The sequence below is a fragment of the Gordonia sp. GN26 genome, assembly GCF_054823965.1.
The window spans coordinates 44,083-63,648 of sequence record NZ_JSYC01000012.1 but is presented as its reverse complement, the minus strand read 5'-3'; the positions used below and the strand labels follow the sequence as shown (position 1 = coordinate 63,648).

Sequence of the window (19,566 nt, the reverse complement as noted above, 5' to 3'; positions counted from 1 at the left end):
CGATGAACGCACGCAACACGCCTCGCGTCACCGAGCTGTTCGCCGGCGCCGGCGGCGTCCCGCACGACGCCGAGCGGATGACCGGTCCGGATTCGCTGATGCTCAACATGGAGTCCCCGTCGAATCCGATGCACACGCTGAAGGTCGCGGTGCTCGACACGAGCCGGCGTGACCGTCCACTCACACTCGACGAGATCGCCGACGTGATCCCGCGCCATCTCGGGATGTTCCCGCGCGCCACCCAGCGGGTGCGCTGGGTACCCGGATGCTCTGCTCGCCCGTTCTGGGTGCACGACACCGCCTTCGATATCACGCGTCACATCGACGAGACGGAGGTCGCCGCCCCGGGAGGGCGCGCCGAGCTCGACGCGGTGCTGTCCGAACTCGCCGTGCGGCAGCTCGACCGCGAGCTACCGCTCTGGGGGCTCACCCTCGTCCACGGTCTCGAGGGAGGCCGTCAGGCGATCGTGGTCCGCGTCCACCACGCGGTGGCCGACGGGCTGGCTGCGCTCAACACCTTCATGGCAGCCACCGCCGAACCCGGCGAGCGGGTTCACCCGGCACCGATCCCCGAGGCCCTCGCCCCGGACACGAAGAGCCTCACGAAGGCGGCCCGCGCCGAGTCGCGACGACTGTTCCGCGGTGTGCCGGCTGCGATCTCGGCCGGGCGGCGCGCTGTGCGGGCACGACGCCGGGTGGCCGACGGCGACCTGATCCCCAAGCCGCTGACGGTGCGTCGTACCAGCTTCAACGCACGTAGCGGGGCGGACCGCGTGTGCGCGTCGGCCGACATCGCGCTCGCCGACATCCAGCGAATCGCCCTGGCCGCCGGCACCACGGTGAACGGTGCACTGCACGGCGTGATCGCCGGTGCGATTCGCAACGAGCTTCTCGCCCGCGCCGAGGAGCCGGGCAACTCGGTGACCATTTTCGGGGTCTGCAAGGACCTCGCGTCGAACCGCGTGCACGGCAACGAGATCGCCACCGCCATGGCGTATCTGCGCTCCGACCTCGCCGATCCCGTAGAGCGGATCGTCGCGACGGGCGAGAGCTGCGGGGCCACCGTCGCCTGCCGTCGCGAGGTCGGTTTCGAACTGACCGAGAAGCTCTCGACCTACACCGGCCGGCTCGGCCCGTTGTTCCGCGGGTTGGCCGCCAATGTGATGCCGCTGGTGATGAACAACATCACCACCGCCAACATGCCCGGCCCGCGGACGACGCGCTGGATCGGTGACATCGAAGTGGTCGACTGGATCTCCTTCGCCCTGGCCATTGCGCCCGCGGATGTGAACCTGACGACCTACAGTTACGCCGGACGGCTGAGCATGGGACTCATCGCGACACCGGAATCGATGCCGAACCCGGCCGGGTTCCTCCGGCGGGTCGTCGAGGCCGTCGACGAGGCGACCGATGCCCTCGGTATCGGTGCCATGGCACAGGAGGCCAGTTGATCGACTGGGAGACCGAGCGCGCCCGGCTGGGGTTGTTCGCGGGCGTACTGCCCCGCGCGATCGGCAGTTCGCTGGCCGCGAGACGAGGGAATCCGGAAACGGGTATCCCGGCTGCCGGCTGCGGACCGCGACAGGTCGGTGAGACCGCGATCGACGAGATGTTCATCGCGATCAACTCCGTGATCCGGGACATCCCGCCGATGGAGTCGGTCGAGGAGATGGTGGCGCGGTGCGCCGACGTCGCCGACGAATTCGTACGCCTCGGACCTGCCGGGGTGCACCGCGATCCGGGTCCGCCCCGCATCCTGTCGCGCGACCGGAAGACCTTCGGCACCACGACGTTCGAGCACATCGACTACTCCGTCGACGCGAAGCTGCCGGCGTCGGTGGCGTCACTGGACCCGTATGTCGACGGCATCTCGTCGGTCCGGGTGATGACCAAGAACAGGCCCGGAGCACGATGGTTGATCTGGGTGCACGGTGCGGCACAGGGCCGGCCGGACGATCTCTACGCCTTCCGGGCGGCCCACCTGCACAAGAAGCTCGGCTACGACGTCGCCTTCCCGGTGCTGCCCGCACACGGTGGTCGGCGCATGGCGAAGGTGTCCTACCCGGGTTTCGACCCGCTCGTGAACACGCTCATCACCATCCGCGCCGTCGCCGAGATCCGGTCGCTGGTCTCCTGGATCGAGCAGCACGAACCTGCCGAGATCGCCATCGCCGGAACATCTCTCGGCGGGCCGATCGCCGCGCTGGTCGCGTCGATGGACCCGCGGGTCGCCACCGTTCTCGCGGTGGTCCCGATGCTGGACATGCACGCGACGCTGGCCCATCACATGTCCCGCGGTGGACCCAAGGGCGAGCACCTGGCGTCGTTGATGCGCGACGAGTCGGTACGCGAGGTCGCGAGTGTCATCAGCCCGCTGCGGGTCACGCCGATCGCGCCGCCGGATCGTCGGATGGTCGTCGCGGCTCTCAACGACCGGGTGACCTGGGTGTCGGCGGCACAACAACTCCACGAACACTGGGGCGGACGTATCCACTGGTACCCCGGAAGCCATGTCGGCCATGCCATCTCGGCCGGCATTCGGCACGCGACGGACGGTTTCCTCAGCGAACCCGCCCGCCCCGCCGGACCGGCCGAGGAAGGCGAGCGCGCGGCGTTCTGAGCCTGGTCTGAAAAGCGCCCCTGAAAAGCGCGTCTGAAATCCGCCCCCGATAACCACCCTCCAGGCGAGTGCCGGCGACGATATGTCGCCGGCGTCGCTGTGGAGGGCGCAAATCAGGGGCGGTTTTCAGCAGCGTGGTGCCGGTGACTCTTCTCGGCCGCGCACCCGAAACGTCGATCTTCTGTACGGGAGCCCCTACTCGGGCACCAACTCCGGATTCGCGTCGGCGATCAGTTCGTCGCGGTCTTCGACGAGCACGAACCCCGCGGCGATGGCCGCGTCGGCAGCGTCGCGGTAGTGCTTCTCGTATTCGTCGCGGGTTCCGTAGCGTTCGGCGAGGAGATGCTCCGGCACCGGGTGGGTCGATCCGAAGAGCAGGCAGATCCGCGAGATCGGCTCAGGGACAACGCCGCTCAACACCTGGGTCGGTGCGTCGACGCAGGGGGTGCGGACGCCGCCGAGGACGTTGCCGATGTCGTCGACCTCGAACTCGGGTTCGGGAGTCGTCACACCTCGCAGACGCAACGGGTCGGCGGACGGTGGCGGGTCCCCGCCGTCGGCCCAGGCGCGGAGGTGGCGGAGTCCGGCGCGCAGCACGAAGCGCTGCTGGCCCCGGTTGACCGGGTCGGGGCAGCCGAGGAACTCCTCGAAGTCGCCGATCTGATGCAGGTCGGCGTGTGAGGTACCGCCGATCTCCCAGACCCGCAGACGGTCGGTGTCCGGCTGGCGCACCAGGTGGTAGCGGAAGTTGGTCAGCACATCGGTCTCGGTCTGCGCGACGAGGACCGGTGCGTCGAGATCGGTCCGGATCGTGGTGGGTTCGCCGCTGAACACGGTGCTAACGTCGATACCGGTGCCGACCTCGCCCGCGGGCAACCCTGCAGCGGCCCGGCTGTGGATGAGGAACCCGTCGAAATCTCCATCGCCTGCAACGGCATTCACGTAGGTGGTCAGGGCCATCGCGGACTGGGATTCGCCGACTGCGAGCACCGAGCCGACTGCCAGCCCGGCGAGCGGGTGGTCCGGGGTAGGGGTCTCGCCGGAGTGGTCACCGCGGACCGCGATGCCGATCGAACGGAAGATGTCGTAGCAGTACGCATCGCCGGGATGATGTAGTCCGGCATAGCGATCGGGGTCCTTGGCGGCGAGGCTCTGGGGTTCACCGGTCGCGACGCCCACCGATCCGGCGCCGCCCTCGATGCCGACGTACTGTGCCGACACCCCCACCCAGGCGTAGCCGGCACGCACCAGCTCGGCGGCGAGATACGAGTACTCCGGTGCGGCATCGCTGCCGCTGCTCACGTTCAGCCACTCCACGACGACGCAGCCGTTGAACGCTGCGGCGTCGGCGGGGCGTCGGACGACGAGCCGGGTCGTGAACTCGGCCGGCGGGGCGTCGGCGTCGCCGACGAGGCGACGGGCAACTCCTGACGCCGCGTACTCGGTGTCGGTGTATCCGGCGGCCGCGAGGTCGGGGAGCGGCGAGGCACTCAGGAGTGAGGAGCCCTTGCCGTCGGTCAGGGGTCGAAACGTGATCTGTTGGTTCACTTCTGCTTCCGGTGCTTCTTGATGACCTCACCGAACATGAAGTGCATCTTGGTTCCCTGGGGCCAGCCGATGTAATAGCAGAGGAAGAGGCTGATCTCCTCGAGCTGCTCAGGCGTCAGTTCGCCGTTGCCGAGTGCGGCGCCGGCCTGGATCTCGGCGACGTCGATGTTGTTGCTCGCTGCGAGAGCGCCGAGCAGGATGAGTCGCCGATCCCGGTCGGAGAGGCCCTCGCGCGCCCACACGTTGGCGAACACCTGATCGGCGGTGTGCGCGAAATAGTCGCCGGGACCGTCGCTCATCTCCCAGCCGTAGACCTCGGACATCCGCTTGAGACCGCGCTTGCGCACCTCGTCGGGTGCTTCGTCGGAGATGTTGGATCGGGTCATGCGGTTTCTCCTTCGAGATGGGGGACACCGAGTCCGGGGGCCAGCTCGCGGAGTGCGATCTGGCCGAGTGGCAGATCGACGCCGAGGTCGTCGGCGAGTGCGAGTGCCAACGACAGGTCCTTCTCGCCCAGTGTACGAACGCCGGTGAAGATGCCGTACCACGGATCGTCGGCGTCGAGCGTCGCCGTGGTCTCCCGCAGCATGATCGCGCCGGCACCGCCGGTGATGGCGTCGGTGTGCCGAACGACCTTGCCCAGCTTGGTGATGTCGAGCCCGGCGGCCTCGGCGAGACGAGCCGCCTCGGTGGTGGCGGTGAACGAGATGAAATGCAGGAGGTTGCGGGCGAGCTTCATCTTGGTGCCCGCGCCGACCTCGGCCCCCGCGTGCACGAGCATGTCCGAGGTGAGCCGGAAGGGTTCCTTCAGCTTCTCGTAGGCCTCCCGCGGGCCGCCGACCATGATCGCCAGCCGTCCCGACGCCGCGCCCATCGCGCCGCCGGAGATCGGGGCGTCGAGCAGGATGACCTCGCGTTCTGCACACTGTCTCGCGAGATCGATCGCGGTGTCCGGACCGATGGTCGAGTGGACCGTGATGATGGTGCCCGGGCGGGCCGTCGACAGCAGGCCATCGGGACCGGTGACCACCGAGCGGACCTGCTCGTCGTTCAGAACGCAGATGCCGATGATGTCGGCACCGGAGGCGAGTTCGGCGAGCGAACCGGCCGCCTTCGCGCCCTTGTCGACGACCTTCGCGATCGCCTCGTCGGACAGGTCGAACACGGTGAGACCGCCCGGCCATGCGGCGAGGCTGCCGGCCATCGGGCCACCGATGTTGCCGAGGCCGACATACCCCAGGCGGATCGGGGTGTCCTCGCTCATGACCGGATGACCTGCCCACCGTCGACGTTGAAGATCTGCCCCGTGATCCAGCCGGCCTCGTCGGACAGCAGGAACAGGCACATGCCGACGAGGTCTTCAGGTGTGCCGAACCGCTTGAGCGGGAGCCGGTTCACGATGTCGGCGACCATCTCCTTGGGAGTGGTCGTGCGTGTCGCCTCGGTGTCGATGGGGCCGGGTGCGATGGCGTTGACGCGGATGTTCTGCCCGCCGAGCTCGGTGGCGAGCTGCTGCGTCAGGCCGTTGACACCGACCTTCGCCAGACCGTAGAAACCGCTGTACAGCCATGCGGCGGTGGAGGACTGGTTGACGATCGCGCCGCCGCCGTTGGTCATGTGCGGGTAGACCGCGCGGGTCACGTTGAGCGCACCGTCGAGGTTCACGCTCATGAACTTCTTGTAGTAGTCCCACGGCACGGTGATGAGGAAGTCGAGCTTCATGCCGCCGTAGATGGCGGCATTGTTGACCAGGCCGTCGATCGAACCGTAGGCGTCGACCGTCGCCTGGGCGAGAGCCTTCGCCGAGTCCTCGTCGGCGACGTCGGTGCTGACGTACAGGCCACCGATGTCGGCGGCGACCTGCTTGCCCTTGTCGTCGGCGAGGTCGGCGACCACGACGTTCGCGCCCTCCGCGGCCAGTGCCCGCGCATAGGCCTCACCGATACCGCCCGCGGCCCCGGTCACGATGACGGTCTTGTTCTCGAAACGCTTGGAACTCATTGTCCTGCTTTCTGTGTAGGTACTAGGCGGGCCGGGCGACGGCCTTGGTCTCCAGGTACTCCTCGAATCCGGCGACGCCCATCTCGCGACCGATGCCGGACTGTTTGTAACCGCCGAACGGGACGTCGGCGGAGTACCAGATGCCGCCGTTGACGCCCATGGTTCCGGTGCGAACACCGTTGACCACCTTGGTGATCCGGTCCTCATCGGTGCCGTAGACCATCCCCGACAATCCGTAGGGGGAGTCGTTCGCGATACGGATGGCGTCGTCGTCGCCGTCGTGGGCGATGATGACCAGCACCGGGCCGAAGATCTCCTCCTGTGCGACGCGTGCCGAGTTGTCGAGTCCGGAGATGAGTGTCGGTTCGACGAAGAAGCCCTTGGGCTTGTCGTTCGGGCGACCCCCGCCGATCTCGATCGTCCCGCCCTCCTGCTTCGCGAGTTCGATGTAGGACTCGACGCGCTGACGCTGGCGCTCGGAGATCAGCGGCCCGCAGATGGTTCCCGAACTCGTCGGGTCCCCGGCCGGGAGGCCTGCCAGTGCATCGCGGGTCGCGGTGATCGCCTCGTCGAGCGCGGTGCGGGGGACCACCAGTCGGGTGGTGATCGCGCACCCCTGGCCGGCGTGGGTGACGACGTTGAAAGCCGCCATCGCGCAGGCGGAACCGATGTCGGCATCGTCGAGCACGATGAACGCGGACTTGCCGCCCAGCTCGAGGAACACCTTCTTCAGCGACTCCGATGCGGCCGCCATCACCTTCTTTCCGGTCGCGGTGGAGCCGGTGAAGGAGACGAGGTCGACGCGTGGATCGGTGCTGAGCTGCTCACCGAGCCGGTGATCGGTCGAGGTGACGATGTTGAGCACGCCGGGCGGGAAGTCGGTCTCCTCGGCGACGACCTTGCCGACCAGCGCCGCGCACCACGGGGTGTCGGGCGCGGGCTTGAGGACGACGGTGCATCCGGCGGCGAGGGCAGGCCCGATCTTGGCGAAGTTGATCTGGTGCGGGAAGTTCCACGGGGTGATCGCGCCGACGACGCCGACCGCCTCCGACCGCAGCTCGCGATGGTTCTTGATGCCCATCGGCTTGGCCGTGCCGAGATCGCGGGTCCACTCGTAACTCTCGGCGAGGTCGGCGAAGTAACCGAGGTCGGTGACAGGACCCTCGAACTGCGGACCGTGGGTGAGGAACGACGGACAACCGACCTCGGCGATCGTCAGCTCCCGGAACTCGTCGGCATGGGCGAGCAGGGCGTCGCGGAGCTGGCGGAGGCAGCGGGCGCGGAAGGCGTGGTCGCGCGACCAGTCGGTGGTGTCGAAAGCGGTGCGGGCGGCGGCGATCGCGGCGTCCATGTCGGCCGCGGTGGCCTCGGCGGCCTGCCCGATGACCTCCTCGGTCGCCGGATTGACGACGTCGAAGACACCACCGCTTCCGGGGGTGAGTTTGCCGTCGATCAACAGGTCCGACGCGGATTCGGGGCGAAGGGGCATGAGCTGGAACTCCATCTGGACAGGTGTCTGGACTCGCGTTCAAACCTAGTGTAGCGTGGCTCACATGTCCAGCCCCGTGTCCCAGGAATCCACACGTCGCCGCCTGACACAGCAGCAAGCCGAGACGGTCGCGCGACTCACGGATGCGGCGGTGGACGTGTTGAACGCCGAGGGGTTCGACGGGCTCACCGTGCGCTCGGTGGCCAAGCTCGCGGGGGTCGCGCCCGCCACGGCGTACACCTACTTCTCGTCGAAGAGTCACCTTGTGGCCGAGGTGTTCTGGCGTCGGCTGTCCGCGGGCGTGTCCGAACCCGACCCCGCTGCGACGCCCGCGGAGCGGGTCGCCCAGGTGCTCCGCGAGGTCGCGCTGGTCGTCGCCGGCGAGGGGCAACTCGGTGGCGCGGTCACCGTCGCGCTGTTGGGTACCGATCCCGACGTCGAGCACCTCCGCGTGCGCATCGGTGTGTTCATCCGCCGACGCCTCGCAGCCGCGCTGGAGGTGGACCCGGAGAATCCCGGACCGCTGCTCGACGCCCTGGAGATGATCTACTCCGGCGGCCTCGTCTACGCCGGCATGGGCCACATGACCTACGAGCAGACCTCCGAAAGACTTGTTGCCGCAGCACATCTACTGATGGAGAAGTGATGACCGAAACGACATCGGTGCCGGGGATGGAGCGAGCGCTCCCCTTCGACCCGTATGCCTACGACTTTCACGAGGATCCGTATCCGACCTACGCGCGGCTCCGCCGGGAGTCGCCGGTCTACTACAACGCCGAGATGAATTTCTGGGCGCTGGCCAACCATGCCGACGTCCGCGCGGGATTCCGTGACGTGCAACGGTTCTCGAACAGCTGGGGCGTGTCGATGGACCCGTCGGCGTACGGACCCGACGCCCACAAGTCGATGTCCTTCCTCGCCATGGACGACCCGAAGCACATGCGGATCCGCAAGCTGGTGTCGAAGGGGTTCACGCCGCGCCGGGTCAACGACCTCACCGGCCGGATCACGGCGCTGACCCACCAGCACTGGAGCAAGTGCCTCGACATGGGCGAGTTCGACTACGTCCACGACTTCGCCGCGCTCCTGCCGATGGATGTGGTCTCCGAGTTGCTGGGCGTCCCCGAGGCCGACCGCACACACCTGCGTCACCAGTCCGATCTGCTACTCCACCGCGAGGACGGCGTCCTCGACATCCCCGAGGCCGCGATCTACGCGTACATCGAACTGCACAAGTACTATTCGGAACTCATCGCCGACCGGCGGAAGAACCCCGGCGAGGATCTGGTCTCGGCACTGATCGAGGCCGAGATCGACGACGACGAGACCGGTGAGAGGATCAAGCTCACCGAGGACGAGATCGTCGGCTTCATGGTGCTGATGGTGGTCGCGGGCAACGAGACGACCACCAAACTCCTTGCCAACGCCCTGTATTGGGGCTGGCGCAATCCCGACGAGCTGGCCAAGGTGTTCGCCGACCCCGAGCTCGCCGTCCCGCAGTGGACCGAGGAGACGCTCCGCTACGACAATTCGACGCAGATCGTCGTGCGTCGCGTGCTCGAGGACGCTCCCTACGGTGATCACGTGATCCCGGCCGGCGACCGCGTGCTCCTCCTCGTCGGCTCGGCGAACCGCGACGAAGAGGTCTTCGGTCCGGACGCCGACAAGTACGACATCGGACGCGACAACGGGCAGGCACTGATGAGCTTCGGCCTCGGTGCGCACTTCTGCCTCGGAGCCCACCTCGCCCGTCTCGAGGCCAACATCGGTCTCGGCGAGGTGATCCGGTCGATCCGCGCGGTCGACATCGACATCGACAGGGCGGTCCGGGTGCACTCGGTCAACGTGCGCGGTTTCGCCGAACTCCCCGTGAAAGTGACGGTGCGCTGATGGCTTTTCGTCCCCACCCCGAGCGTCGACCGGTCCTCGTAGCAGGAGCGTCCTCGGGTATCGGCGCGGCAACCGCCGAACACCTCGCCGCCGCCGGCCATCCGGTTGCCCTCGCAGCCCGACGCGTCGAGAAGCTCCAGGAGCTGGCCGACAAGATCATCGCGGCGGGTGGCGAAGCGGTCGCGGTGCCGCTCGACGTGACCGACGAGCAGTCGGTCGTCGACTGCGTCGCGAAGGCGGAGGCCGCCCTCGGTGAACTCGAGATCGTGGTCGCCGGCGCCGGAGACCTCGCGGTCGGGCTCTCCTACGAGACGAGCCCGGAGCATTTCGCCGACCAGGTCAACATCCACCTCACCGGCGCCTACCGCATCTACCGCGCGGTCATCGGCGGCATGATCGACCGTGCGCGCGGCGATTTCGTCTTCATCGGCTCCGATGTGGTGCTTCATCCGCGACCCTGGTCGTCGGCCTACGTGGCCGCGAAGTCGGGCATCGACGGCCTGGTCGCGACCATCCAGCTCGAACTCGAGGGCACCGGCGTGCGTGCGGGCGTGGTCCGGCCGGGACAGACCCTGACCGGCATGGGCATGAACCTCGATCCGAAGACAACCGAGGACATGCTCAACGACTGGATCAAGCACGGTCTGGCGCGTCACGGCAACTTCCTCGAACCGCACCACATCGCGCTCGCCGTCGCAGCCATGGTCACCATGCCGCGCGGTGCCCACATGCGCGCGGTCGAGGTGGAGGCCGAAGGGGCCGTCCCCCGCGACCGGAGTTCCGGCAAGACAGCAGACCCACAGTCGACGAAGGACAAGGGGACCGATCGATGACCGCCATCACCGAATCAGGCCTGAAGAAGCCGCCTCGCGTTTCCGGCGGCGAGGGCGAACACGGACATCTCGACGAACTCGCCTCCGACCCGATTTCGCTGTTCTGGCGCGTCCGCGAGGAATGCGGCGACGTCGGCCTGTTCCAGCTCGCCGACCGCGAGGTGGTGCTGGTGTCCGGGGCCGCGGCCAACGAGGAGTTCTTCCGGGCACCGGAGGAGGACCTCGACCAGGCGGCCGCCTACCCGTTCATGACCCCGGTGTTCGGTGAGGGCGTCGTGTTCGACGCGAGTCCCGAGGAACGCTCCAAGGCGATCCACAACTCCGCCCTCAAGGGCGCCCACATGAAGCAGCATGCGGTGACGATCCCCAACGAGGCGGAACGCATCATCGCCGAGTGGGGCGACGAGGGGGAGATCGATCTCCTCGACTTCTTCTCCGAACTCACGCTGTACACCTCGTCGGCGTGCCTCATCGGGCGCAAGTTCCGCGAGCGGCTCAACGGGCACATCGCCCATCTCTTCCACGACCTGGAGAAGGGCACCGACCCGATCGCCTACGTCGACTACAACGCCGACATCGAGAGCTTCCGCAAGCGCGACGAGGCACGGGCCGAGCTGGTCGAGTTCATCCAGGGTGTGATGGACGAGCGGATCGCGAATCCGACCGAGGACAAGGAAGATCGCGACCTGATGGACGTCCTGGTCCAGGTCGGCTTCGACGCGAACACGATCACCGGCATGTTCATCTCGATGATGTTCGCCGGCCACCACACGACGTCGGGCACCGCGGCGTGGACGCTCATCGAGTTGCTGCGCAACCCGGAGTACATGAAGCGGGTCTACGACGAACTCGACGAGATCTACGGCGACACCCCGGACGGGGAGCGTCCTGAGTACACGTTCGCGCACACCCGACAGATGCCGCAGCTCGAGAACGCGCTCAAAGAGGCACTTCGACTCCACCCGCCGCTGATCATCCTGATGCGCGTGGTGCAGAAGAACTTCCACGTCGAGGACTACGAGGTCGCCGCCGGTCAGTCGATCGCGGTGTCGCCGGCGATCTCGAACCGTCTGCCCGAGGACTTCCCGGACGCGGGTGCCTTCGACCCCGACCGGTACGACAAGCCGCGGCAGGAGGACCTGGTCAACCGCTGGACCTGGATTCCGTTCGGTGCGGGTCGTCATCGTTGTGTCGGTGCGCAGTTCGCGATCATGCAGCTCAAGGCGATCTTCTCGGTCCTGTTCCAGAACTACGAGTTCGAGATGCTGCAGCCCTCGGAAACCTACCGGAACGACCACTCCAAGATGGTCGTTCAGCTGCAGCAGCCGTGCCGCGTTGCCTACCGTAAGCGTCAGGATCGCTGATGCGCATCGAGGTCGATCTGGATCTGTGCCAGGGGCACGGCATGTGTGAGCTGGAGGCCCCCGAGGTCTTCGCCGCGAAGACGGACCACGTGGAGATCCTCGACGCCAACCCCGACGAATCCCGGCGAGCCGAGGTCGAGGCCGCCGTGCAGTACTGCCCGACGCAAGCGTTGCGTCTCATCGAAGATGACGAGTGAAGGTGGAACACATGTCTTTTGACCGTGCGGAACTGGAAGAGATGAAGGAGCGGTGGCTCGCCGCCAACATCGAGGCGGAGAAGGCGGGGGACTGGAAGCCGCTCGCCGAGTTCTACACCGAGGATGCCACCTACGGCTGGAACTACGGCCCGAAGAAGGACTTCATGGCCGTGGGTCGCGAGGAGATCCGCGAACTCGCCCTCGGCCAGGAGATGGAAGGTCTCGAGGGCTGGGAGTACCCGTATCAGGCATGGGTCATCGACGAGAAGACCGGCGACATGATCGGGCTCTGGAAGCAGATCTACGAGGGCACCCGTGAGGACGGCAGCCACTATGCGCTGGAGGGCATCCAGGGCAGCTGGTTCAAATACGGTGGCAACTTCCAGTTCTCCTGGCAGCGTGACTTCTTCGACTACGGCAACGTCTCTGCACTGTTCATCGAGATGATGCAGAACAACGCCATGAGCGCGGGCATGCTCAAGCGGGTGGAGAAGGCGGCGCCGGGCAACCTGCCGGGGTGGTACGACTTCGGTAAGGCGCCGGTCGCGTTCTGGTGACCTGACATGACAACCACAGCCCCCACGTATCCAGGTCTGGGTCAGGAACAGCTCGCCGTCCTGGTCCCCGAACTCCTGCTGTCCGGTCAGATGATCGACCGCAGCGGAATGGCGCACCTCATCAGCGCTTTCGGGCGGGACGTCATGGGCCGGATCGCGATCGAGGAATGGATGGCCGCGAGCCCGGTCTACACGAGCCGCGTCCGGACCGTGTTCGGCGTCGACGGCGACGGAGTCGAGGACATGTTCAAGTGTCTCCAGCTCGACATCGGTGCACCGCCGCAGTTCATGGACTTCCGGTACCGGGTCGACGACAAGTACCACGGCTCGTTCGTCCTCGATCATTGCGGCGCCCTGCTCGACGTCGAACCGCTCGGTGACGACTACGTCACGACGATGTGCCATGACATCGAGGACCCGACCTTCGACGCGACCGCCATCGCGACCAACCGCCGAGCGCGAATCCGACCGGTACATCGGCCGCCTCGACGCCCCGTCGATCGGACACCGCACTGCGAGTGGACGGTCACCATCGAACCGGACCGCGAGGAGCTGCCGCTTCCGCCGGACGCGGAGGAGATGTTCGGGACGCGCGCCGGCCAGATCGAACTGTCCGCGATCGACGCGTCGGCGACCGACGGCTGGGTCGACTACCGAGGCCCACTCGTCGAGGATCTGCAGTTCGCGGAGTGGTCGACGTCGGCACTGGTGCGGATCGCCGAAGAGGTTGCGCTGCAACATCAGCTGCTGTCTCTCGGCTTCCTGATCAGCCTGCGGCGGTATGCCGAGAGCGAAGAGCAGGTCGTCGAGATCTTCCGTAAGCAGCTGATCGGGATCGCCGGACTCGCGGCGGACCGTATTCGCGCTGCCCTCGATCTGTCCACCGACGCCGAAGGCCTGGCGCAGGTCCTGGCCCTGCATCCGTGCTTCGGGCCGGCGCAGTACACCGGTCTGACCGCAACGGCCGACGGCGACACCGTCGTCGTACGGTTGCCCCGTGAGTCCGACGCGATGACCGACGGCGGGTGGCTGTCGATCCTCACACCGGACCACTTGGAACCGCTGCAGGCTGCCGCCACCGGAGTCAGCCAGTACCTGAGCGTGGAGGGTGCCGTCGAGACCGACGATGCGCTCGAGATCCGCATCGTCACGTCGGACACCGCGCAGAAGGAGAGCGGCGAGGTGGCCGTCGCCCGGTTCAGCGGCGGCGCGAGTTTCGAGTTCGTCGACCGAGGCCGTTCGATCCCGATCACGCCGGTCGGCAGCTCGGCGTGAATCCGAACGGCGGCTGGTCCCCCGGGGCTGCCGGACTGGGCGGCCGGGTCGCCGTGATCGCGGGCGCCACCCGCGGCATCGGCCTCGCGGTGGCGTATGCGCTGGTAGGTCAGGGGGTTTCGGTCGTCGTCAACGGGCGCGATGCAGATGCGCTCGAGGAGACCGTCGCGGAGATCCGCGGCGGCGGGGGACAGGCCGTCGGCATCCGGGGCTCGGCCGGCGACGACGGCGTCGCCCAGCAGATGGTCGATGCCGCCCTCGCCGAGTTCGGCGCACTCGACATCGCCGTCAACTGCGCCGGCATCGCCGAACCCGCCGGGTCGACGGTGCTCAGCATCACCCCTGACGAGTTCCGGACGCAGCTGGACGCACACCTCATGTCGGCGTTCCACCTGCTCCAGGCCGCGGGACGGGTCTTCGTCGAGCAGGGTTCGGGGTCGATCGTGCTCACCGGCTCGGCCGCATCGCTCGGGATGTTCGGCGGCAGTGGCTATCCCGCAGCGAAGGGTGGCGTCAACGCGCTGGCCCTCGCCGCCGCCGCGGACCTCGCCGAACACCGCGTCCGGGTCAACGTCGTGATGCCCGGCGCCAAGTCGCGACTGTCGACCGGAGCGGATTACGTCGCCCACATCGAGGCCCTGCATCGTCGGGGAATTCTCGACGACCTGACCCGAGAGGCCGCATTGGACCCGGCGCCGCCCGAGTACGTGGCCCCGCTGTACGTGTTCCTCGCCAGTGACGCCGCCGACCACCTCACCGGCAACATCTTCTCTGCCGCAGGCGGTTTCATCGGCCGGTACGAGGAACAGCAGGCGAGTTTCATCGCCTACCGGGATCACCAGGACACCTCGCCGTACAGCCTCGGCGAGCTGGCGGAGTTGCTCGGCTGAGTATCCTGCTGGTCGAGTAGCCGAGGAGCTTGCGACGAGGCGTATCGAAACCAACTGGCGCGCAGAAGATCTTCGGCAACTGGTTTCGATACGGTCCTCGCCTGGCGGCTCGGACCTACTCAACCAGCAGAAGGTGCAGGTCGCTTACGCTCCAGCCAGAACCGTGCACCTTCGGCGACCGCCTCGGTGACGGGCCGCGGGTGCCAGCCCAGATCGCGCTCGGCCTTGCCGTGGTCCATCTCGGACATGAAGTGCATCAGCCGCACCGACGGCACGGTCAGCTGGACAGGCTTGCGGGTGATGGCGGCCCGCGCCGAGCCGACCGCACCGGCTGCGTAGAGCGCCGCCCGGTTGAGTACGAGCCGGGGAGGTTCCCGGCCGGCGGTGCGGGCGGCGATCTCCACGATCTCGCCGGTGTCGATGGACCGCTCGGCGACGATGTAGCGCTCGCCCACCTCACCCCGCTCGGCCGCCAGGACGAGTGCGCGCGCCGCGTCGTCGATGCCCACCGACTCGGCTCGGCAGCCGCGAATGGTGAACGGCAGCCTGCCGAGTGCCGCACCGGCGACGAAGGAACCATGGGGAGTGGGTTGCCAGTCGCCGGGACCGTATGTGTTGGCGACGCACATCGCGACCCCCGGCACCACCCCGTTGCGGGCGCGGTCGAGCAGTAGGTCCTCGGCGGCGACACGGCTCTTCACGTACTCGGGTGCGTGGTCCGACCAGTTGAAGGCGTCGTCCTCGGTGGCCCGGCGCCCCCGCACCCGCCCGATGGTGGCGGCGGTGCTGGTGAACACGAACTTGCGCAACGGCTGACCGGCGGCGACGTCGAGCACCGCCCGCAGGGCGTCGACGTTGGTGCGGTACAGCGGTGCCGCGTCCCGCAGCCACGCACGGGTATCGACGGCGCAGTGGAACACCACGTCACAACCGTTCATCGCCGTGCGCACCGAGGCGGCGTCGAAGAGGTCGCCGGTGACGTGGTCGACGTCGAGGCCGGACAGGGTGCGGAGATCGCTGGTCTCGCGCGTGAGGACGCGAACATCGTCGCCGTTCTCGACGAGCTGCTGAACCAGTCGCGAACCGAGGAAACCGTTGCCGCCGATGACGAGCTTCATCGCCCGGCCAGACCGCCCGGTACGAGGTCCTCGATCGCGGCTGCGCTGCGGGACAGCATCGCGTCGAACATCGCCGTGCCGCGCTCGGTGGGTTGCGCGGCGGCCGAACCGAAGACGATGATCAGCGGCGCCTGGATCAGGTTGGCTACGTAGTCGGCCCAGCATTCGTCGAGCGTGTAATCGGTCACGCCCTCGGTGATCACCGCACGGTGATACGACGCGACGATGCCACGCTCGTGTTTACGACGATCCTCGGTGGTCAAGCTGGTACTGAGCAGAAAGGCGATGTCGCGCAAGGGGTTACCGGTGGTGATGGTCTGCCAGTCGATCACCGTCACCTCGCCGGACGGGCCGAACAGCACGTTGTCCACACGGAGGTCGCCGTGGATGAGTGCGGTGTTCCGCAGCGGTGCGACGAGCCAGTCGCCGGCTTCCCGGACGAGCCAGTCGATGGCCGCCGAACTCTGCGCGTCGGGGGAGAAGCGGTCGCGGTAGACATCGGCCATCGGCTCGAGGATCGACTCCATCATCTCGCGTTCGGCGGCACCGGGCAGCGGCATCTCCTCCAGCAGCGCGGCGTCGTTCCAGCGCGGTGCGTGCAGACCGGCAGCCGCCACGGCGACCGATTCCGCCTGCGCGGGTGTGCATCCGAGGATCTGATCGCCCTGGACGGCCTCGCCCATGTCCTCGAGCAGGAGTACGAACTCGGTGCCGGGGTCGGAGATCGTGGCGGCGTAACACCGCGGCATCGGGACTGTGAAGCCGGACGCGAGGTCACGGTAGAACCGGACCTCGTTGCGGAACACCCCCGACCCGAACTCCCGCTGCTCGGGCGCACCGGTGGCCAGCTTCGCGACCATGGTGCCGGGCAGGTCCGCCGGGCCGGAGTGTTCGAGTGTCAGCCGATACGAGCCGGCCATCTGCCCGGTCCCGACGGCCTCGGCGGTGACCGCGGTGATCGACGCGTCGTGGCCGTTCTCGCCGAGGAAATCCGTCAGCCACGTCGCCGTGAGTTGTTCGACGCTCGTGGGTATCTCGAGGGTTTCCGTCACGAGGGCATCCTTCCGGGGTTGACCGGTAGTCCGACCGCGCGGTCGGGGCGAATGTCGCGGTACGCCGCGACCACCGGCGCCAGTTCGGTCGGCGTCGCGCCATGCAGGATCACCGAGTCGACGCCGAGGTCGAACTGTTCGGCGATCGTCTTCGCGCAGTCCGACGGCGACCCGGTCGCGGAGTCGGCGACCCACGCCTCGGGGATGGTCTCGGCCAGCTCGGCGAGTTCGTCGTCGGTGGCGGTGGCATCGATCGGCCCGCGAGCACCGGTGAAAGCGGTTGTCGCGCGAACGCGTTCGAGGTCTGCGGGGTCCCACTGGTTGGCGCCCATGAGCTGATCGGGGTAACCCTGCAGGTAGGTCGCGAGGCGCCCGTACAAGCGGCGCATCCGGTCGGCCGGGTCCAGATCGTCGGACACCGTCGCCACCACCGACCAGATCCGGATCGACGCCGGATCGCGGCCGGCACGTTCGGCTGCATCGCGCACATGCGCGACGGCCCGCCGGGTGGCGTCGGCGCTGAAGTACGTGTGCAGCACCACGCCGTCGGCGATCTCGCCGGCCAGCTCGAGTGTCCTCGGACTCATCGTCACGAGCAGGATCGGCGGAGGGGAGTCCAGGGTCACCCCGAGGCTGAGAAACGGGTACGAGCCGACGGGCCCGTCGTGGCCGACGACCATCTCGCCGGCCCACAGCCTGCGGAGCAGCCCGGTGATGCCGCGTAGCGCCGCGCCGGTGACGAGCGGGACGCCGAGGATCTGCCATTGCGGGGTGATCCCGCGTCCGAGTCCGAGAGCGAAACGGCCGCCGGACACCTCGGCCAGGGTGGCGCCCATCGTCGCGGTGACGATGGGGTGCCGGGTGTTGTGGTTGGTTGCCGCCGTGGCGATCCCGAGGTTCTCGGTGGCTCCGGCGAGGGCGCCGCACAGGGTGGCCGCGTCTTTGACGTTGAACCGTTCTGACACGAAGGCCGTCCCGAGTCCGATCTCGTCGGCGAACCGGGCCTCGCCGGCGAGCTCGCGCGGGGCGACCGGGTGGCGGGACAGTGCGTAGTACCCGAGCTCGGTGAGCTGATCCATGTACTCAGGCGCTCGCGCTGACGGCCTCGCGGTATTCCTGCGACCGCGCCTCGCGCACCCAGAGGGTGCCGTCGCCGGCGGTCGCACCTTCCTGCTTCAGGGTGCGCTTGAGGATCTTGTTGGTGGCGGTGGTGGGCAGGTCGTCGGCGATCCGGACGTACCGCGGCCAGGCCTTCGGGGACAGGTCCGCCTGCGCGGCAAGCTGTTCGGCGAAGGACTCCGGACTCAGTTCGACGCCGTCCTGGAGTACGACGGCGGCCATCACGGCGTCACCCACGTGTTCGTCGGGCACCGCGTACACCGCGACGCGGTTGATCTCGGGCACCCGCAGAAGTATTCGCTCGATCGGCCCGGCGGCGAGGTTCTCGCCGTCGACCCGCATCCAGTCGCCGGTCCGGCCGGCCAGGTAGATCCACCCGTCGGCGTCCTTGTAGGCGAGGTCGCCGGACCAGTACATCCCGTGACGCAGACGCTCGTTGGTGGCAGCGGAGTCGTTGTAGTACCCCATGAACATCCCGCCGCCCTCGACGTTCACCAGCTCACCGATCGCCTCGTCTGGGTTGCGAAGTGCTCCGGTGTCGTCGAATTCGGCTGCGGGACACTCGGTGATCGTGGAGGAGTCGTAGACCGCTACGTTGGGGAAGCCGCGGCCGATCGAACCGTGCGGGGTGCCCGGTTCGCGGGTGATGATGATCGCGAGCTCGGTGGAGCCGAACCCGTCCCAGACCGTGCAGCCGAAGCGGCGCGAGAACTCGTCGATGTCCCGGTCGGTGGCCTCGTTGCCGAACGCGACGCGCAGGGGATTGTCGGCATCGTCGGGCTTCTCCTCGGTGGCGAGGATGTAGGCGAGAGGCTTGCCGACGTAGTTCATGTACGTCGCGTTGTAGCGGCGGATGTCGTCGAGGAAGGTCGACGCGGAGAACTTGGCCGGTGCGATCGCGGCACCGCCGCACAGTGCGACGCAATAACCACCCATCAGCGCGGCGCTGTGGAACAGCGGCATCGACAGGTAGCAGACGTCGCCGGGTCCGATGTCGTACTTGTCGGCGAGGACGGGGCCGGCGAACGGGATCATCATGTGCGCGAACTGAACCGGCTTGGGGTTGCCGCTGGTGCCCGAGGTGAAGATCAGCATGAACGTGTCCATCGCTCCCGGCACGGAGTGCGGGGTGAGGTCACCCGCCCCGGCGATGAGGTCGGTCCACTGGGAGGTCGAGGTGTCCAGGACCGTCACGCCGGGGAGTTCCAGGCCCTCGAGAAGGGGGCGGTGTTCGGCGTCGGTGATCAGGATCTGGCAGTCGGCGCGCAGGATGTCGGCGGCCAGGCCGTCGCCGCGTCGGGTGTTGTTGATGCCGGCGGTGACGTAGCCGCCGAGGGCTCCGGCCGCGAGGGCGATGAGCATGTCCGGGGTGTTCCCCAGCAGGGTGCCGATGTGCATCGGTCGAGAGGCGTCGGCCACGGACAGTATTGCGGCAGCGGTCTTCTCCGCATCGCGGACGTACTCGCGCCACGTCCAGCGGCGTCCCTCGTAGGTGATCGCCAGGTTGTCGTCGTCGGCTCGTGCCTGGAGGAGCTGGGTCACTGTCTCGGCCATGCGGCCAAATCTAGAACGTGTTCACCAGGTGCGTGTACAGATCTGAAATATTGTCTACT

19 protein-coding genes are annotated in these 19,566 nt (G+C 67.7%); 10 read left to right on the top strand and 9 right to left on the bottom strand.

The window, feature by feature from the left end:
• Positions 1–2 precede the first annotated feature (2 nt).
• Together OK17_RS04380 and OK17_RS04375 are read left to right on the top strand one after the other, a co-directional pair.
• Positions 3–1,451, top strand: a complete 1,449-nt coding sequence (locus tag OK17_RS04380; protein WP_461416775.1) for a wax ester/triacylglycerol synthase domain-containing protein — start codon at positions 3–5, stop codon at positions 1,449–1,451.
• On the top strand, positions 1,448–2,620 hold the full coding sequence (locus tag OK17_RS04375) for an alpha/beta hydrolase family protein (protein ID WP_461416774.1): 1,173 nt from the start codon (positions 1,448–1,450) through the stop codon (positions 2,618–2,620). The genes OK17_RS04380 and OK17_RS04375 overlap by 4 nt, the downstream gene beginning before the upstream one ends.
• A 195-nt stretch (positions 2,621–2,815) precedes the next feature.
• On the opposite strand, the gene OK17_RS04370 is transcribed toward OK17_RS04375, so the two are convergent.
• Genes OK17_RS04370 through OK17_RS04350 form a run of 5 tightly spaced genes read right to left on the bottom strand, consistent with a single transcriptional unit; the run spans position 2,816 to position 7,658 of the window.
• The gene (locus tag OK17_RS04370; protein WP_461416773.1) at positions 2,816–4,168 is read right to left on the bottom strand and encodes an alpha/beta hydrolase domain-containing protein; all 1,353 of its coding nucleotides are present in this window, start codon (positions 4,166–4,168) and stop codon (positions 2,816–2,818) included.
• On the bottom strand, positions 4,165–4,554 hold the full coding sequence (locus OK17_RS04365) for a carboxymuconolactone decarboxylase family protein (RefSeq protein ID WP_006866137.1): 390 nt from the start codon (positions 4,552–4,554) through the stop codon (positions 4,165–4,167). The genes OK17_RS04370 and OK17_RS04365 overlap by 4 nt, the downstream gene beginning before the upstream one ends.
• Positions 4,551–5,432, bottom strand: coding sequence for an NAD(P)-dependent oxidoreductase (locus OK17_RS04360; protein ID WP_232718253.1), 882 nt, complete (start codon positions 5,430–5,432; stop codon positions 4,551–4,553). Before OK17_RS04360 ends, OK17_RS04365 begins: the two co-directional genes overlap by 4 nt.
• A complete protein-coding gene (locus OK17_RS04355) occupies positions 5,429–6,169 on the bottom strand; it encodes an SDR family oxidoreductase (RefSeq protein ID WP_232718254.1) in 741 nt (246 codons plus the stop codon). The genes OK17_RS04360 and OK17_RS04355 overlap by 4 nt, the downstream gene beginning before the upstream one ends.
• 22 nt (positions 6,170–6,191) lie before the next feature.
• Positions 6,192–7,658 carry an aldehyde dehydrogenase gene (locus tag OK17_RS04350; protein ID WP_232718255.1) on the bottom strand — a complete coding sequence of 489 codons (1,467 nt, stop codon included), beginning with the start codon at positions 7,656–7,658 and terminating at the stop codon, positions 6,192–6,194.
• A 64-nt stretch (positions 7,659–7,722) separates the two neighbouring features.
• Here OK17_RS04350 and OK17_RS04345 point away from each other — a divergent pair, with 64 nt between their 5' ends.
• The 8 genes from OK17_RS04345 to OK17_RS04310 are packed head-to-tail and all read left to right on the top strand — an operon-like array spanning position 7,723 to position 14,664.
• Entirely contained in the window at positions 7,723–8,304 is a 582-nt protein-coding gene (locus OK17_RS04345; protein ID WP_005201400.1) for a TetR/AcrR family transcriptional regulator, read from the top strand.
• Complete coding sequence (locus tag OK17_RS04340) at positions 8,304–9,548, top strand: cytochrome P450 (protein ID WP_154882148.1); 1,245 nt, start codon at positions 8,304–8,306, stop codon at positions 9,546–9,548. The genes OK17_RS04345 and OK17_RS04340 overlap by 1 nt, the downstream gene beginning before the upstream one ends.
• Positions 9,548–10,381, top strand: coding sequence for an SDR family oxidoreductase (locus tag OK17_RS04335; RefSeq protein WP_248657784.1), 834 nt, complete (start codon positions 9,548–9,550; stop codon positions 10,379–10,381). The genes OK17_RS04340 and OK17_RS04335 overlap by 1 nt, the downstream gene beginning before the upstream one ends.
• Positions 10,378–11,745, top strand: a complete 1,368-nt coding sequence (locus OK17_RS04330; protein WP_232718257.1) for a cytochrome P450 — start codon at positions 10,378–10,380, stop codon at positions 11,743–11,745. Before OK17_RS04335 ends, OK17_RS04330 begins: the two co-directional genes overlap by 4 nt.
• Complete coding sequence (locus OK17_RS04325; protein WP_232718258.1) at positions 11,745–11,942, top strand: ferredoxin; 198 nt, start codon at positions 11,745–11,747, stop codon at positions 11,940–11,942. Before OK17_RS04330 ends, OK17_RS04325 begins: the two co-directional genes overlap by 1 nt.
• Before the next feature lie 11 nt (positions 11,943–11,953).
• Positions 11,954–12,499, top strand: a complete 546-nt coding sequence (locus tag OK17_RS04320) for a Cif family virulence factor (RefSeq protein WP_232718259.1) — start codon at positions 11,954–11,956, stop codon at positions 12,497–12,499.
• Between the two features lie 6 nt (positions 12,500–12,505).
• On the top strand, positions 12,506–13,774 hold the full coding sequence (locus OK17_RS04315; RefSeq protein WP_232718260.1) for a hypothetical protein: 1,269 nt from the start codon (positions 12,506–12,508) through the stop codon (positions 13,772–13,774).
• The gene (locus tag OK17_RS04310; protein ID WP_232718261.1) at positions 13,771–14,664 is read left to right on the top strand and encodes an SDR family NAD(P)-dependent oxidoreductase; all 894 of its coding nucleotides are present in this window, start codon (positions 13,771–13,773) and stop codon (positions 14,662–14,664) included. The genes OK17_RS04315 and OK17_RS04310 overlap by 4 nt, the downstream gene beginning before the upstream one ends.
• A 119-nt stretch (positions 14,665–14,783) precedes the next feature.
• Here the strand turns inward: OK17_RS04310 and OK17_RS04305 are convergent, their stop codons facing one another.
• Genes OK17_RS04305 through fadD1 form a run of 4 tightly spaced genes read right to left on the bottom strand, consistent with a single transcriptional unit; the run spans position 14,784 to position 19,507 of the window.
• On the bottom strand, positions 14,784–15,782 hold the full coding sequence (locus tag OK17_RS04305; protein ID WP_461416772.1) for an NAD-dependent epimerase/dehydratase family protein: 999 nt from the start codon (positions 15,780–15,782) through the stop codon (positions 14,784–14,786).
• On the bottom strand, positions 15,779–16,834 hold the full coding sequence (locus OK17_RS04300) for a phosphotransferase family protein (protein ID WP_461416770.1): 1,056 nt from the start codon (positions 16,832–16,834) through the stop codon (positions 15,779–15,781). The genes OK17_RS04305 and OK17_RS04300 overlap by 4 nt, the downstream gene beginning before the upstream one ends.
• A complete protein-coding gene (locus tag OK17_RS04295) occupies positions 16,831–17,913 on the bottom strand; it encodes a TIGR03857 family LLM class F420-dependent oxidoreductase (RefSeq protein WP_461416769.1) in 1,083 nt (360 codons plus the stop codon). Before OK17_RS04295 ends, OK17_RS04300 begins: the two co-directional genes overlap by 4 nt.
• 4 nt (positions 17,914–17,917) lie before the next feature.
• Positions 17,918–19,507 (bottom strand): fatty-acid--CoA ligase FadD1, encoded by a 1,590-nt coding sequence (gene fadD1 / locus OK17_RS04290; RefSeq protein ID WP_461416768.1) that lies wholly within the window; start codon positions 19,505–19,507, stop codon positions 17,918–17,920.
• Between the last annotated feature and the right edge of the window lie 59 nt (positions 19,508–19,566).

Excerpts from the sequence above, each read along its gene's own strand:
- fadD1 (WP_461416768.1), bottom strand. The coding sequence starts at position 19,507 with ATGGCCGAGACAGTGACCCAGCTCCTCCAGGCACGAGCCGACGACGAC.
- OK17_RS04340 (WP_154882148.1), top strand. The coding sequence starts at position 8,304 with ATGACCGAAACGACATCGGTGCCGGGGATGGAGCGAGCGCTCCCCTTC.
- OK17_RS04305 (WP_461416772.1), bottom strand. The coding sequence starts at position 15,782 with ATGAAGCTCGTCATCGGCGGCAACGGTTTCCTCGGTTCGCGACTGGTT.
- OK17_RS04355 (WP_232718254.1), bottom strand. The coding sequence starts at position 6,169 with ATGAGTTCCAAGCGTTTCGAGAACAAGACCGTCATCGTGACCGGGGCC.
- OK17_RS04360 (WP_232718253.1), bottom strand. The coding sequence starts at position 5,432 with ATGAGCGAGGACACCCCGATCCGCCTGGGGTATGTCGGCCTCGGCAAC.
- OK17_RS04335 (WP_248657784.1), top strand. The coding sequence starts at position 9,548 with ATGGCTTTTCGTCCCCACCCCGAGCGTCGACCGGTCCTCGTAGCAGGA.
- OK17_RS04350 (WP_232718255.1), bottom strand. The coding sequence starts at position 7,658 with ATGCCCCTTCGCCCCGAATCCGCGTCGGACCTGTTGATCGACGGCAAA.
- OK17_RS04380 (WP_461416775.1), top strand. The coding sequence starts at position 3 with ATGAACGCACGCAACACGCCTCGCGTCACCGAGCTGTTCGCCGGCGCC.
- OK17_RS04295 (WP_461416769.1), bottom strand. The coding sequence starts at position 17,913 with ATGGATCAGCTCACCGAGCTCGGGTACTACGCACTGTCCCGCCACCCG.
- OK17_RS04320 (WP_232718259.1), top strand. The coding sequence starts at position 11,954 with ATGTCTTTTGACCGTGCGGAACTGGAAGAGATGAAGGAGCGGTGGCTC.
- OK17_RS04315 (WP_232718260.1), top strand. The coding sequence starts at position 12,506 with ATGACAACCACAGCCCCCACGTATCCAGGTCTGGGTCAGGAACAGCTC.
- OK17_RS04365 (WP_006866137.1), bottom strand. The coding sequence starts at position 4,554 with ATGACCCGATCCAACATCTCCGACGAAGCACCCGACGAGGTGCGCAAG.
- OK17_RS04325 (WP_232718258.1), top strand. The coding sequence starts at position 11,745 with ATGCGCATCGAGGTCGATCTGGATCTGTGCCAGGGGCACGGCATGTGT.
- OK17_RS04345 (WP_005201400.1), top strand. The coding sequence starts at position 7,723 with ATGTCCAGCCCCGTGTCCCAGGAATCCACACGTCGCCGCCTGACACAG.
- OK17_RS04330 (WP_232718257.1), top strand. The coding sequence starts at position 10,378 with ATGACCGCCATCACCGAATCAGGCCTGAAGAAGCCGCCTCGCGTTTCC.